The sequence below is a fragment of the Streptomyces sp. DF42 genome (genome assembly GCF_058267695.1).
This window is the reverse complement of sequence record NZ_CM177859.1, coordinates 4973196-4986200: the sequence shown is the minus strand read 5'-3', so window position 1 is coordinate 4986200 and position 13005 is coordinate 4973196. Positions and strand designations below refer to the sequence as shown.

The window sequence follows — 13005 nt, the reverse complement described above, 5'->3', positions numbered from 1 at the left end:
CAGTCATGGCAGAGGGCGATGCTCTTTCCACCCACGTCTTCGGCGTGCAGCTCGGCGGCTACCGGGTCGAGTCGATCCAGGAGATCAGCGGGCTGACCGTCGAGGAGGAGGTCGTCGAGGTCAAGCAGGTCAGCGACCAGGGCAAGCAGATCATCCGCAAGCAGCCCGGCGCCCGGCAGGCCGGCGAGGTGACGATCACCCGGGGTCTCGACAAGAGCAGCGAGTTCACCAAGTGGATCAAGGAGACCCTGAACAAGGGCGCCGTCTCCTCCGCACGGCAGAACCTCACCATCGAGATCATGGACTCCGAGCTGAACACGGTCCGCCGCATCCAGCTGATGCAGGGCTGGGTGTCCAAGTGGGAGGGCCCGGCCCTGAAGGCGGGCGAGTCGTCTCCGGCCACCGAGTCCGTGACGATCGTGTTCGAGGAGATCACGGTCGAATGAGGCGCCGTACGGTCACGGCGGGCAACCTGGACGAGATCCTCGCGATGACGGCGCCCGGCCCCGCGCAGGAGCAGGCGGCGGCGCCCCCCGCCGCCGTCCCGCCGCCGCCGCGGGAGGATCACGGGCTGCGCACCGAGTTCGAGTTCGAGCTGCCGCGCGGGTACGTGGACGAGGCGGGCACCGTGCACCGGCACGGTTCGATGCGTCTGGCCACCGCCCGTGACGAGCTGCGGCCGCAGATCGATCTGCGGGTCAAGGAGAACCCGGCGTATCTGAGCGTGGTGCTGCTGAGCCAGGTGATCACCCGGATCGGCAGCATCACGGACGTGCACGCCGGGGTCGTGGAGCGGATGTACGCCACCGACGTGGCCTTCCTCCAGGACTTCTACCGCCGGGTCAACAGCGAGGGCCACACCCGCGCGGCCGTGACCTGCCCGCACTGCGAGGGCGGCTTCGAGGTCGACCTCTCGGGTGGGCGCCTGGGGGAATCGTGACGTACGCCCTTCCCCGGCTCCGGGAGGAGATCGCGTACATCGCCTACCACTTCCACTGGCGGCGCGAGGAGATCCTCGATCTGACGCACGACGAGCGCCGGCAGTGGGTGGCCGAGATCGCCCGTATCAACACCCGTGTGAACGAAGGCGGTTGAGCGCATGGCATGGCGGGACAGGCTGCGCCGCCGGACCGCCGCGCCGGACACCGCGGACCGCAGGGGTGCGGAGCACTCCGGCTCGGCGTCGAACGGTTCGCCGGACGCCGGCCCGGAGCCGGGCACGTCCGGCCACGCGGGTTCCGCCGTGCCCGGCGACTGGGACGGCGGCTGGCGTCGCACCGCGGCGCCGCAACTCACCGTGGCCCGCGCCCCGCTCGGGGTGAGCGACGGGCTCGCGTTCCGTGCGGGCCTCGCCTCCTGGCAGAACCCGACGTTCGACTCGGGTCTCGGTCACGCGGTGCTGCCCACCGCCCCGACCGGCCTGGTCCGCGGCGTCACCCGCCCGGCCACCCCGCAGGCCACCCATGCCGGCGGGGGGCCACTGCTGCTGCGCGCGCTGCGCCCGGAAGGGGCGGGCGAATCGGCGGACGGCACGCCGGGCGCCGGGCCGTCGGCGGCACCCGTACGGCCGTCCCGCGGCAAGGACGCCGCCAACGCGGCGGACACGGGATCCGGACGCGGGCCCGTGGTGGCGCGCTCCGGTGGCAACAGCACTGCCGCGACAGGGCGTTCGGGCGAAACGGCACCGCGCACGCGCGGCCTGACGGCCACGGACTCCCCCGCCGTGCTCTCTCCGTCGTCCGCTCCCGTCCAACGGGCCGCGCTGCCGGGCACCGACCCGGTCGTGACCCCCGCACGCCCCGCTCTCCCCGCCGACACCGGCCGCCCGGCGACCGCTCCGGGAATTCCTCTGGTACGACGTGTATCGGTGCTCCCGGTCGCGGGCACGGACACGGGCGGGGGCACGGGCGCTGGGGGCGGCGCGCCCAGGCCCGCCTCAAAGGCACCGTCCGGCACCGTTTCCGGAGGCCGTACGCAGCCGGAGGCGGCCCGCCCTGCCGTCCGGCCCACCCCGGCGGGGCCCACCCTGACCGCTGCCCGGCGACCGTCCTCCGGACCGGTGCGCCGCGTCGCAGCCCTGCGGCCCACAGCTCCCGCGGCACCGGGCAACGGCGCCGGCGCTCCCGTACAACGAGCCACCGCGGTCGAACCGAGCCGCGCGCCCCTCGGCAGCGGACAGGGCGAACTGCCGTCGCCGGCCGCACCGTTGCCGGCGGACGCCGCCGTCCCGCCCGCCCGCTCGGACCCCGCCCTGCCTGTCGTCCAGCGTCAGGCGGACAGCGCGGCCGGGGCGACAGGGGCGACCGGGGCGGACACCACACGTCCGCACGACAGCTCCGCGAACAAGCCGGTGCAGGGCGCCCGGGACGGCGCCCGGGTACGCGGCGGGCTGGGCGCACCGCTGTCCGCACTGCCGCCCAGCGCCGACGTGCCCGGTGCCACCGCGTCCGGCTCCCGGACCGCGGGTCCCGTGCCCGCCCCGGCGCCACCCGTCGTCCAGCGGCCGGCGGACAGCGCCCGGGTACGCGGCGGGCTGGGCGCACCACTGTCCGCACTGCCACCGAGCGCCGGTCTGCCCGGTGCCACCGCGTCCGGCGCCCTCACGGCGCCCACCACGTCCGGCCCGGCGCTGCCCATCGTCCAGCGTCAGGCGGACGGCACACCCGACGCGCGACAGGCTCCGGCACAACGGGACCGGAACGCACCGTCAACTCCCTTGCCGCGCACGGAAGATCGCGGCCAGGCACACACCGGCACCGCACCCCGTACAGAGGGACCGGACGCGCCGCTGCTGGGCACGATCGACGTCCAGCGCCGCCCGGCGGACCAGTCCTCCACCGGGGCCCCCGCGTCACCGGCCCCCGCAGACCACGAAAGCACCCCCGCCACCCCTGTGGTGACGCCCGCCCCGGCCGCATCCACGGGCGCCGGGGGCACGGAGAACCCGGCCGCGGCCGTACGACCGCCCGGTGTGCGGCCCAGCGGGCAGCGTCCCCGGGTCCCCGCCTCCCCGAGCCCGGTCGTCGTCGCCCGTGCAGTGGCCCCGACGAGCGCCGGAGGCGGCCGGCCCGGCACCCCGCGCCCTCTCACCGTCACCCACACCGGAGCGCACTCCACCCAGGCAGCACCCCTCACCCGCGCCCTCCAACTGCTCCCCGCGCGCCCGCTCTTGCTGAGCACGCGGGCTCCGCAAGGGGCGACACCGCCCGCCGCCGCGCGCTCCGGCGGCCCTCCCGTCGTGGCCGCGCGCTGGCCCGGCACCCCGGCCACCCACCAGAGCGACGCCGCGCCACCGTCACCGGGCCCGGCTCCGGCCGCCACCCCGGTCACGCCGACGACACCGCAGGTCCAGCGAGCCTCGTCCGCGCCCGCCGCACGGGACGACTCGGGCGTACGAGGCGTCGGCCCGGTCGGCTCCTCTTCGGGGTCTCCCGGCTCCCTCGCCTCTCCTCGTTCCCCTGGCTCTCCCCGTTCTCCCGGCTCCCCGGGCGGTTCTGCCTCGCTGGGTTCCTCTGCCTCACCCGCTTCCGTACAACGCGTCCCGGTCGTACGGCCCGCGCCCGCCGGCCGGACCACGGGGGGTGCCCCCGCCGTTCCGGCGCGCCCCCTGCCGGTCACCGCCCCGCAGGCGCCGCCGCTCGCAGAACGTCCGCCGAACACTGCGGCACCGGTGCAGGCCGTCCCCGTGGTCCGGGCGGTGCGCGGCGGGAACGGTGCGGCGGCGACCCCGGTTCAGCGCGACGCCACCGACGGCAACGGCGCCGCCCCGTCCAAGGGCGGGGCGGCGAAGTCGGCGCGGGCGCACGGCCGTTCGCGCTCGGCCTCCACGCCGGCCGCCTCCGGGACCTCCACTGCCGGATCCGCCTCGGGGTCCGCCTCCGGCAAGGGCGGGGACCGGCATGCCGGGACACCGCAGGACCCCGGTGTCGATCTGGACGACCTGGCGCGGCGCCTGCTCGACCCGATGGCCCGGCTGCTGCGCACCGAGCTGCGGCGCGGCCGGGAACGTACCGGCCGCCCCTACGACGGACGCCGCTGAGGACATGGAACGAAGGCGCATGGAACGGACGACGGACCGATGACCGACAACATCTTCGCCACGAGCGTGTTCTTCCGGCTCGCCATCGGCGGCAACGACCTGGGCGCCTTCCACACCTGCTCCGGCATGGGCGCCGAGGTCGAGATGGAGAGCTACGCCGAGGGCGGCAACAACGGCTTCACCTGGCAGCTGCCCGGCCGCGTGACCTGGTCGAACATCACGCTCACCCGGCCGGTCACCGCCGACACGGCGAAGATCGCGCGCTGGCTCGACGACACGCTGAAGCGGGTGGAGCCCAAGGACGGCGAGATCGTGGCGCTGAAACCGGACCTGACGCGGATCATCAGCTGGCAGGTGTTCGGGATCGTCCCGGTGCGCTGGCAGGGGCCGTCCTTCGACCCCGCCAACTCCGAGGCGGCGGTGGAGACGCTGGAGATCGCCCACCAGGGGCTGCGCCCGTCCTGACCCCACCCCTTCCTCGACCAGCAGACACCACTCGCCTCTACGCCCCGGAAAGGAGGTCCCGGCATGTCCCCAGCGGCACGCACCAGTCGGACCAGGGCCCAGCTGACCCTGAAGGAGCCGCCGGCCTCGGTCGGTGCGAAACCGGGCGGGACGATCGCGCGGCTCGACCTGCAGTTCAACCCCTCCACCCTGGAGTTGCGCAAGACCACCGAGTGGCGGCGCACCCCGTCCCGGATGGCGGGGGAGTCGGCGCTGCCCGAGTTCGTCGGCAGCGGCCCGCGCGTGCTGAGCCTGGAGGTGTTCCTGGACGCCACCGCCACCCACGACAAGTCCGTGGAGCAGGCGGTGGAGAAGCTGATGAAGGCGTGTGTGCCGAGCCCGGCGAGCCTGGGCCGCAAGAAGCCCGCCAGCCCGTGGGTGCGGTTCGAGTGGGGCACGGCGAAGACGACGTCGTTCGACGGGGTGATGTCGAGCCTTTCGGTGACGTACACGCTCTTCGACGTGGACGGCACGCCGCTCAGGGCCACCTGCGCGATGACCATCGAGGAGGCGAGCGTCGACCCGCCGGGCCAGAACCCGACGTCCGGCGCGCGCACCGCCCGCAGCACGCACACCGTGGTGGCGGGCGACAGCCTGGCCCTGCTGGCCTGGCGGGAGTACGGCGACGCGACCGCCTGGCGGGCCATCGCCGAGGCGAACGGAATCGACGATCCGATGGCGCTCGTGCCCGGCACCGAACTGGTGGTGCCGGGGCTGCGGGACGCGGGCGGTGAGGAGGAGCGATGACCACACCCGAGGCGCGGGGCGGGCGGTCGTTCGCGGCGGACCCCATCGTGGAGACGCCCGGCGAGCTGCCGCCGATCTGGGCCGCCCAGCTGGTGAGCTGCGTGGTGGACGAGAACGTGGGCCTGCCGGATGCGGCACAGCTCACCTTCCGCGACCCCGATCACGAGTTCCTGAAGGCGACCGGCATCACCATCGGCACCCCGCTGAGGGTGTCGGTGATGACCGTGTCCGGGCAGGCGCGCGAGCGGCTGTTCAACGGCGAGGTGACGGCCCTGGAGGTCGACCGGGACAGCACGGGCTCCTTCACGGTGGTGCGCGCCTACTCCAAGGCGCACCGTCTGCAGCGGGGCCGCAAGGTGGTGGCGTACCGGAACATGACGGCCGCGGCGATCGTCCGCAAGGTCGCCGCCGGGGCCGGGCTGACCTGCGGGAAGGTGGAGGCCGCGCCGGTCACGTACAAGCAGCTCTCGCAGGCGAACGTGTCCGACTGGGATTTCCTGCAGTACCTGGCGGGCGAGAGCGGCGCGCAGGTGCGCGTCGACGACAAGGGCGTGCTGCAGTTCACCAAGCCGGAGAAGGCGTCCGGCGCGCCCGCGCCGTCGACCCCGGCCACCCGCAACCCGATGGTGCTGGAGTACGGGCGCAACCTGCTGGCGCTGCGGGCCTCGCTGTCGGCCGCGGACGGCGCCTCGCAGGTGGAGGTGCGCGGCTGGGACGTCACCACGAAGCGGCCGCTGGTGAGCCGCAAGCCGTCGGTGGACAGCGAGACCGTGGTGCCGGGTCTGAGCCCGGCGTTCGCGGCCCGGTTCGGCAAGTCGTCGAAGCTGACGGTGACGGACACGCCGTACCGCACACAGGCCGAGACGACCGCCGTCGCGGACGCGGTCGCCGATCACGTCAGCGCGGGATTCGGCGAGTTGGAGGCCCTGGTCGAGGGCAACCCGCGGCTGCACGCGGGCAAGCCCGTGGCGCTGGGCAACGTCGGGCAGGCGTTCTCCGGCAAGTACACGGCGACGGCCGTGCAGCACGTCCTGGAGCCGCACGGCGGATACCGGACGACGGTGTGGGTGAGCGCCAGCCCGGACCGCTCCCTCGCGGGCCTGGTGACCGGCGCCAACGCGCCCGGCCGCGGACCGCGCATGCCGGGTCTGGCGATCGGCGTGGTGACGGACGTACGCGAGCCCGGCGGCGCCGAGAGCGGTGGCGTACGGCTGAAGTTCCCCTGGCTGGACGACAGTTACGTCACCGACTGGGTCCGCACCGTGCAGTGGGGCGGCAAGGGCGGCGGTGGCGTGGTGAGCCCCGAGGTCAACGACGAGGTGCTGGTCGGCTTCGAACAGGGCCTGCTGGACAGCCCGTACGTCATCGGCGGGCTCTACAACGGCGTGGACAAGCCCTCGAAGCACGACGTGCCGCTCATCGACGGCACCAGCGGGAAGGTCAACCGCCGTTCCCTGGTGTCGCGTTCGGGGCACCGGGTGGAGCTGCTGGACGCGCGGGCCCCGGGTCCCTCCGGGGTGCGGCTGAGGTCCGCCGACGAGCGCCTCGAAGTGTTCCTGGACGACCGGCGGGACCGGATCGAGCTGACGGTGTACGCCGGGAAGGGCCGGCAGCCCCTCAGCTCCGTCGTGCTCGACAAGAAGGGCATCACCCTGGACGCGGGACGGGGCAACGTGAGCGTGTCGGGCCGGAACGTGGACATCCAGGGCCGGGTCGGGGTGACGATCGGCGGCCGCGACGTGGACATCAACGGCAGCTCGAACGTGAACATCAAGGGCCGCGCAGGCGTCACCGTCGACGGTGGTCTGCTCGGCGTCCTCAAGGCCAAGCTCATCAGGATCAACTGACCCCCGGTCCTTGACCCCCTCAGTCCGTGACCCTCAGTCCTCTCCCTGTCGTAAGGAGCACCGCATGCCGGCCGCAGCCCGTACCGGTGACCAGACCAACCACGGCGGCGCGGTCGGTACCCCGCCGCCCATGGCCGCCAGGGCCGTGGCGACCGTGTGGATCGGCGGCAAGCCCGCTGCCGTTGTGGGCAGCCTGGTCGCCTGCCCGATCCCGCCGCACGCCGCCCTGGGACCGGCCAACGTGATCAAGCCCGACCCGAGCTCGCTCACCAAGGACCAGGTCCTCATCGGCGGTCTGCCTGCCGCACGGCAGCGCGACCAGTCCACCTGCGGCGCGATGGTCATGATGGGCGCCCTCAACGTCCTGATCGGGGGCGTGTGATGAGCGAGCGGTTCATCGGGCGCGGCTGGGCGTTCCCGCTGCGGGTCGGGCCGACCGGCGGGATCGGCATGGTCGAGCGGGCCCAGGAGATCGAGGAGGCGATCCGCCTGGTCCTCGGCACGGCACCGGGCGAGCGGCCGATGCGCCCCGAGTTCGGCTGCGGCATCCACGACTACGTCTTCGCCCCCGGTGACGGCGCCACCGCCGGACGTATCGCCCAGCAGGTGCGCGAGGCCCTGGAGCGGTGGGAGCCGCGCATCGCGGTGGAGGACGTGGTGGTCGCCTTCGACGCGGTCGAGGCCGGGACCCTCTACATCGACGTGCACTACACGGTGCGTACCACCAACGACCGCCGCAACCTGGTCTTTCCCTTCTACACGATCCCCTCCGAGGAGGGGGCCGAGGAAATGGTCGCCGACTGATGGCTCTGCCCTCCCCCAATCTGGACGACCGGCGGTTCCAGCAACTCGTCGACGAGGCCAAGCGGTACGTGCAGCAGCGCGCCCCGGAGTGGACCGACCACAACGTGTCCGATCCGGGCGTCACCCTGATCGAGACGTTCGCCTATCTCGTGGACCATCTGCTGTACCGGCTCAACCGGGTGCCGGACAAGAACTACACGGCGTTCCTGGACCTGTTGGGCATCCGCCTGTTCCCGCCGGCCGCGGCCGGCGCCGACGTCGACTTCTGGCTGTCGGCGCCGCAGCCCGACACGGTGGCGCTGCCCGCGGGCACCGAGGTGACCAGCGCGCGCGGCGAGAGCGGCGAGAGCGACGAGGCCGTGGTGTTCGCGACCACGGACGAACTGCGCATCGTGCCCAGCGAGTTGACGCGTCTGGTAACCGCGCCCCGGACCGGCGAGCAGACCGACCGGACCCGGGAGATCTCCGAGGGCGGCGACGTGCCCTGCTTCCAGGCGACACCGGAGCCGGGCGACGCGCTGCTGTTCGGCCTGCCCACGGCGGTGCCGCGCTGCATCGTCGCGGTGAACCTGGACAGCCGCGTGGAGGGCGTCGGCGTGGACCCGCGCCAGCCCCCGCTGGTGTGGGAGGCGTGGGACGGCGGCGGCTGGCGGCTGTGCGAGACCGGTACGGACACCACGGGCGGCCTCAACCGGCCCGGTGAGGTCATCGTCCACGTCCCGGCCGGGCACACTGCGTCGGTGATCGGCGGCACCCGGGCCGGCTGGCTGCGCTGCCGCGTCACCGAGGCGGAGCCGGGCCAGCCGTTCTACTCGGAGTCCCCGACGGTGCGCGAGGCGGCGGTGTTCACCGTGGGCGGCACCATGTCCGTCGAGCACGCCGAGACGGTGACCGACGTGCCGCTCGGCACCTCGGAGGGGGTGGCGGGGCAGACGTTCCGGCTCGGCCGCCCGCCGGTCCTCCTGGACGGCGAACCGCCCGTGGTGGAGGTGTCCTCCGCCGAGGGCTGGCAGCGCTGGGAGGTGGTGGACCACTTCGGCCGCTCCGGGCCCGCGGACCGGCACGTCCGCGTGGACGCCACGAGCGGCGAGTTCTCCTTCCCTCCCGTGCTGCGCGAGCCGGACGGCACGCTGCGCCAGTGCGGCGCCGTACCGCAGAAGGGAGCGCAGATCAGGGTGGCCCGCTACCGCACCGGCGGCGGCCCGGCGGGCAATGTCGCCCGCGGTGCGATCTCCGTGCTGCGCAGCTCCGTTCCGTACGTCGCCCGGGTCACCAACCGGGAGGCGGCGCGCGGCGGCGTCCCCGGGGAGACCCTCGACAACGCCAAGCTGCGGGCGCCGGACGCGCTGCGGATGCAGGAGCGGGCGGTGACCGCAGAGGACTACGAGATCATCAGCCGCCAGGCGGCGCCCTCGGTGCGCCGGGTGCGCTGTCTGCCCGCCGCGGACGACCCTGGTGCGGTACGGGTCCTGGTGGTGCCGGACGCGGTCGCCGACGAGGGCGACGACCGGCTCCGCTTCGAGCAGCTGATCCCCTCGGACCAGGTGCTGGAGACGATCACCGCGAGCCTCGACGAACGACGCCTGATCGGCACCCGCCTCGTGGTGGAGCCGCCGGTCTACCAGGGTGTCACCGTCGTGGCCCGGCTCGCGGCGGCGCCGGGCGACACCGACCGGGTGCGCGAAACGGCGCTCGCCGCGCTGTTCCGCCACCTCAACCCGCTGCACGGCGGGCCGGACGGCACCGGATGGCCCTTCGGGCGACCGGTGCAGTACGGCGAGGTGTTCGGCATCCTCCAACGCGCCACCGGCAACGCGCTGGTGGAGGAGATCCGGCTGTTCCCCGCCGACCCGATCACCGGGCGGCGCGGCGCGCCCTCCGACCGCATCGACGTGGCCGCGGGCGCCCTGGTCTTCTCCCACCAGCACCAGGTGGTCGTCACGGCCGTCGAGCCGGAGGCACGGGGATGAGCCGCGCCGCCGTACCCGGCCTGCCCAGCCGTCACCCGATCGGTGGGCAACTGCCCGCGCTGTACGCCGACGACGACTTCGCGCAGCGCTTCACCGCGGGCCTCGACACCGTCCTCGCCCCGGTGTTCACCACCCTCGACAACCTGCCTGCCTACCTCGATCCCCGCATCGCTCCGACGGACTTCCTGGCCTGGCTGGCGTCGTGGGTGGGCGTCACCGACGATCCGCAGTGGCCGGTGGAGCTGCGCCGCGAGGCGGTCGTCCGGGCGGTGGAGCTGCACCGGTGGCGTGGCACCCGGCACGGCCTGGTCGAGGCCCTGCGGCTCGCGCTGGGCGTACACGCCGAGGTGCGCGACGACGGCGGTTCGTGGTGGTCGGGCACCGCCGGAGCCGACCTGCCGCCGCGGCCCCCCGCCGAGCCCCTGGTCCGGGTGTGGCCGGATGGCGAGGAGCGGGTGGACGTGGGCAGGGTCCGCGAGTTCGTCCGGGCCATGTGCCCGGTGCACACCGTCTGCCGGGTGGAGGTCCTGCCCGGCCCACCCGCCGACGAAGGGAGGTGACGTCATGCGCGCATGTCCCGCGTGCGGGGCGTCCAACGGCCCCGGGGACGATTTCTGCGGCAACTGCGGCACGTACCTGGGCTGGTCGGAAGAGCCACAGGCCGCGAGCACCCCCGCGGCCACGTCCCCGGAGCGACCGGTACAGGAGCCGTCCGAACCGCAGCAGTCCATACCGCAGCAGTCCGTACCGGAGCAGTCCGTACCGGAGCCGGAGCCGAGCACGCCCTCGCAGCCCCCGGCGCCGGCATCGTCCACGGCCGAGGCCCCCACGTCCGCCGCGCCTGCCCGCACCTCGTCGTTGCGCAGCCGGCTGACCGGCCGGAGCCGCGGCGAGGCGGACGGACCGGGCGCCGCACAGACCCCCGACACCCGCTCCGGCGCCGACGAGCACCCGGACACCCCGCCCGTCCAGGACCGCACCGACGAAGCCCGGCAAGCTCCCTCCACTCCGACGTCCACGCCGACGCCCGCCCCAGCCGGGTCCGCCGGATCCGCGGGCGGCGTGTCCGGAACGGCCGACGGTTCGGGCACCGCCGTACCCCGTACGGGAGATGGGTCCGGACCCGCCGTTTCCGGTACGCCGCCGGTCCGCCCCGCCGCCTCCGCTCCGGGCACCCGGGACACGCCGGGCCCCCGGCAACCGGCCTCCCAGGAGACACCGGCACCGGCACCGGCGCAGGACCCCATCGTGGCCGTGCGCCCCGCGAAGCCGCAGGCTCCACGCCCCGTCGTACGGCCCACGGCGGTGCCGGACGCAGCGGCGGGGAGGCCCTGTCCCTCCTGCGGCACGCCCAACCCGCCGGAACGCAGGTTCTGCCGGCGCTGTGCGACCGATCTGAAGCCGACCGCGAAGGCCGATCCGTTGCCGTGGTGGCGGACCGTGTGGCCGTTCCGCCGCCGGGTGCGGGCGGGTTCGGGCCGGTGGGTGCGGCTGCTGGTGATCCTGGCCGTCGTGGTGGCCCTGTGCGCGGGCGTCCTCCTGCTGCTGCCGGCCGGACGCGCCCTGTTCGAGGACACCCGGGACAAGCTGTCCGACCCCAAGGCCGTGACACCGGCGACCATCAGGGCGAGCGCCCAGATCCCCGGGCACCCGGCGAAGAACACCACCGACGGGCTGCGAAACCGCTACTGGGGCACGCCCGCGCCCGGCGCCTCGGTGACGTACACCTTCGCCAAGCCGTTCCGGATGGTCGACCTGATCATCACCAACGGCGCGTCCAAGGAACCGCAGGAGTACGCCCGCGAGGGGCGCGCACTCCAGATGGACCTGGAGGTGACGACGGCGGACGGCGAGCGGCACGACAAGGAGCTGACCCTCAGCGACAAGCCGGGCCCCCAGACGATCCTCACCGGGATCAGCGACGTGAAGACGGTGCGCCTGGTGCTGCGCTCGGCCACGGGCCTGAAACCGGGCCGTCATCTGGCCCTGGCGGAGGTGGAGTTCTTCCAGCGGAGCTGATCGAGCGGGTCGATCTGGCGCTGCGGGGCCCTCTCGGGCCCGTCGCTCACCACCGCGTCGAGCAGGGGCCCGAGGTGCCGCGCCACGGTCGCCGGGGCGCGGCGGTCCCGCCCGGCGCGGGCGCAGTCCACGCCGTCCTCATCGAGCCGGCCGGCACCTGCTGGAGGAGTCAGCGCCGAGCCACGTCGCCGAAGGGCTGGGCGTGGTCATGCGCCGCATCCAGGACGGTCCCGTCACACACTGACCCGCGACGTGCGCAGCAGCTCCGTCGCCTCCCGTGCCACGCCCGGCGCCGCGAGGAGCAACGGCTGGTCGTACGCGGGCAGTTCGGGCACCGCCACCGCGCCCGCCTCCGTCGCGATCAGCAGGGCGGGGAGCCCGTCGACGTGGTGGAACTCGCCGATCGCCGCGGCCGTGGCGCGGCCTGCCGCGACCTGGACCAGGGACAGGGCCGTGGAACCCATCACGCGGACCGTGCAGTGGCGGTCCGCGAGGGTGGCGAGGAGGGTGTCCATGCCGGGCCAGTGGGCGTGGGCCGCCCATTCCGTCATGAAGACGTGGCCGGTGAGGGTGGTGTGGTCGGCCGCCCGGACGGGGGTGCCGTTGAGGTGGGCTCCCCGGCCCCGGACCGCGGTGAACGTCTCGCCCCGCCAGGGGTCCGCCACCAGGCCCAGCAACGGGGTGCCGTCGGGCGCCGCCAGGCCCAGGGAGAAGGAGCACCAGCCGAGGCCGTGGGCGTAGTTGGTCGTGCCATCGACGGGGTCGACCAGCCAGTGCGGGGCGCCCGGGATGCCCTCCGTGCGGCCGTACTCCTCGCCCACGATCCCGTGCCCGGGGAAGGCCCGGCCGAGCGTCGCCCGGACGTGTGCCTCCACCGCCTCGTCCGTGTCGGTGACGATGTCCGCGGGGCTGTCCTTCTCCCGTACGTCCGTCGCGGTGGCCGGGGTACGCGGACGCCGGATCATCTCCGAGGCCCAGGCCGCCAGCTCGGTCGCGACCTCCAGGGCCCGGTCCAGATCCAGGTCCGGGCCGTCCGGGTCCGGGTTCACATCATGCTCCGGCACAGTTCTCCACC

At 74.2% G+C, this 13005-nt stretch carries 13 protein-coding genes; 12 read left to right on the top strand and 1 reads right to left on the bottom strand.

The genetic code is table 11. The annotated features are described in order from the left end of the window. The first annotated feature begins 5 nt into the window (after positions 1–5). From ACYUED_RS22775 to ACYUED_RS22720, 12 genes are all read left to right on the top strand, one after another. Positions 6–446, top strand: a complete 441-nt coding sequence (locus tag ACYUED_RS22775) for a phage tail protein (protein ID WP_491284438.1) — start codon at positions 6–8, stop codon at positions 444–446. Beyond that, on the top strand, positions 443–940 hold the full coding sequence (locus ACYUED_RS22770) for a hypothetical protein (protein ID WP_491284436.1): 498 nt from the start codon (positions 443–445) through the stop codon (positions 938–940). The genes ACYUED_RS22775 and ACYUED_RS22770 overlap by 4 nt, the downstream gene beginning before the upstream one ends. After that, the gene (locus ACYUED_RS22765) at positions 937–1095 is read left to right on the top strand and encodes a DUF6760 family protein (protein ID WP_189151611.1); all 159 of its coding nucleotides are present in this window, start codon (positions 937–939) and stop codon (positions 1093–1095) included. The genes ACYUED_RS22770 and ACYUED_RS22765 overlap by 4 nt, the downstream gene beginning before the upstream one ends. Before the next feature lie 4 nt (positions 1096–1099). After that, complete coding sequence (locus tag ACYUED_RS22760; protein WP_491284434.1) at positions 1100–4039, top strand: hypothetical protein; 2940 nt, start codon at positions 1100–1102, stop codon at positions 4037–4039. A 39-nt stretch (positions 4040–4078) separates the two neighbouring features. Beyond that, complete coding sequence (locus ACYUED_RS22755; protein ID WP_266518219.1) at positions 4079–4504, top strand: phage tail protein; 426 nt, start codon at positions 4079–4081, stop codon at positions 4502–4504. 63 nt (positions 4505–4567) lie between these two features. Then, positions 4568–5290: a CIS tube protein gene (locus ACYUED_RS22750; RefSeq protein WP_491284432.1), complete on the top strand. Its 723-nt coding sequence runs from the start codon at positions 4568–4570 to the stop codon at positions 5288–5290. Next, a complete protein-coding gene (locus ACYUED_RS22745; RefSeq protein ID WP_491284430.1) occupies positions 5287–7137 on the top strand; it encodes a VgrG-related protein in 1851 nt (616 codons plus the stop codon). The genes ACYUED_RS22750 and ACYUED_RS22745 overlap by 4 nt, the downstream gene beginning before the upstream one ends. 64 nt (positions 7138–7201) lie before the next feature. Next, positions 7202–7519 carry a PAAR domain-containing protein gene (locus ACYUED_RS22740; protein WP_491284428.1) on the top strand — a complete coding sequence of 106 codons (318 nt, stop codon included), beginning with the start codon at positions 7202–7204 and terminating at the stop codon, positions 7517–7519. Beyond that, entirely contained in the window at positions 7519–7941 is a 423-nt protein-coding gene (locus ACYUED_RS22735; protein ID WP_491284426.1) for a GPW/gp25 family protein, read from the top strand. Before ACYUED_RS22740 ends, ACYUED_RS22735 begins: the two co-directional genes overlap by 1 nt. Continuing rightward, complete coding sequence (locus ACYUED_RS22730) at positions 7941–9911, top strand: putative baseplate assembly protein (RefSeq protein ID WP_491284424.1); 1971 nt, start codon at positions 7941–7943, stop codon at positions 9909–9911. Before ACYUED_RS22735 ends, ACYUED_RS22730 begins: the two co-directional genes overlap by 1 nt. Then, a complete protein-coding gene (locus tag ACYUED_RS22725; protein ID WP_491284423.1) occupies positions 9908–10471 on the top strand; it encodes a phage tail protein in 564 nt (187 codons plus the stop codon). The genes ACYUED_RS22730 and ACYUED_RS22725 overlap by 4 nt, the downstream gene beginning before the upstream one ends. 4 nt (positions 10472–10475) lie before the next feature. Continuing rightward, on the top strand, positions 10476–11930 hold the full coding sequence (locus ACYUED_RS22720) for a zinc ribbon domain-containing protein (RefSeq protein WP_491284421.1): 1455 nt from the start codon (positions 10476–10478) through the stop codon (positions 11928–11930). Positions 11931–12163: 233 nt separating this feature from the next. Here ACYUED_RS22720 and ACYUED_RS22715 read toward each other — a convergent pair whose 3' ends face one another. Next, the gene (locus ACYUED_RS22715; protein ID WP_491294122.1) at positions 12164–12994 is read right to left on the bottom strand and encodes an inositol monophosphatase family protein; all 831 of its coding nucleotides are present in this window, start codon (positions 12992–12994) and stop codon (positions 12164–12166) included. Positions 12995–13005 lie beyond the last annotated feature (11 nt).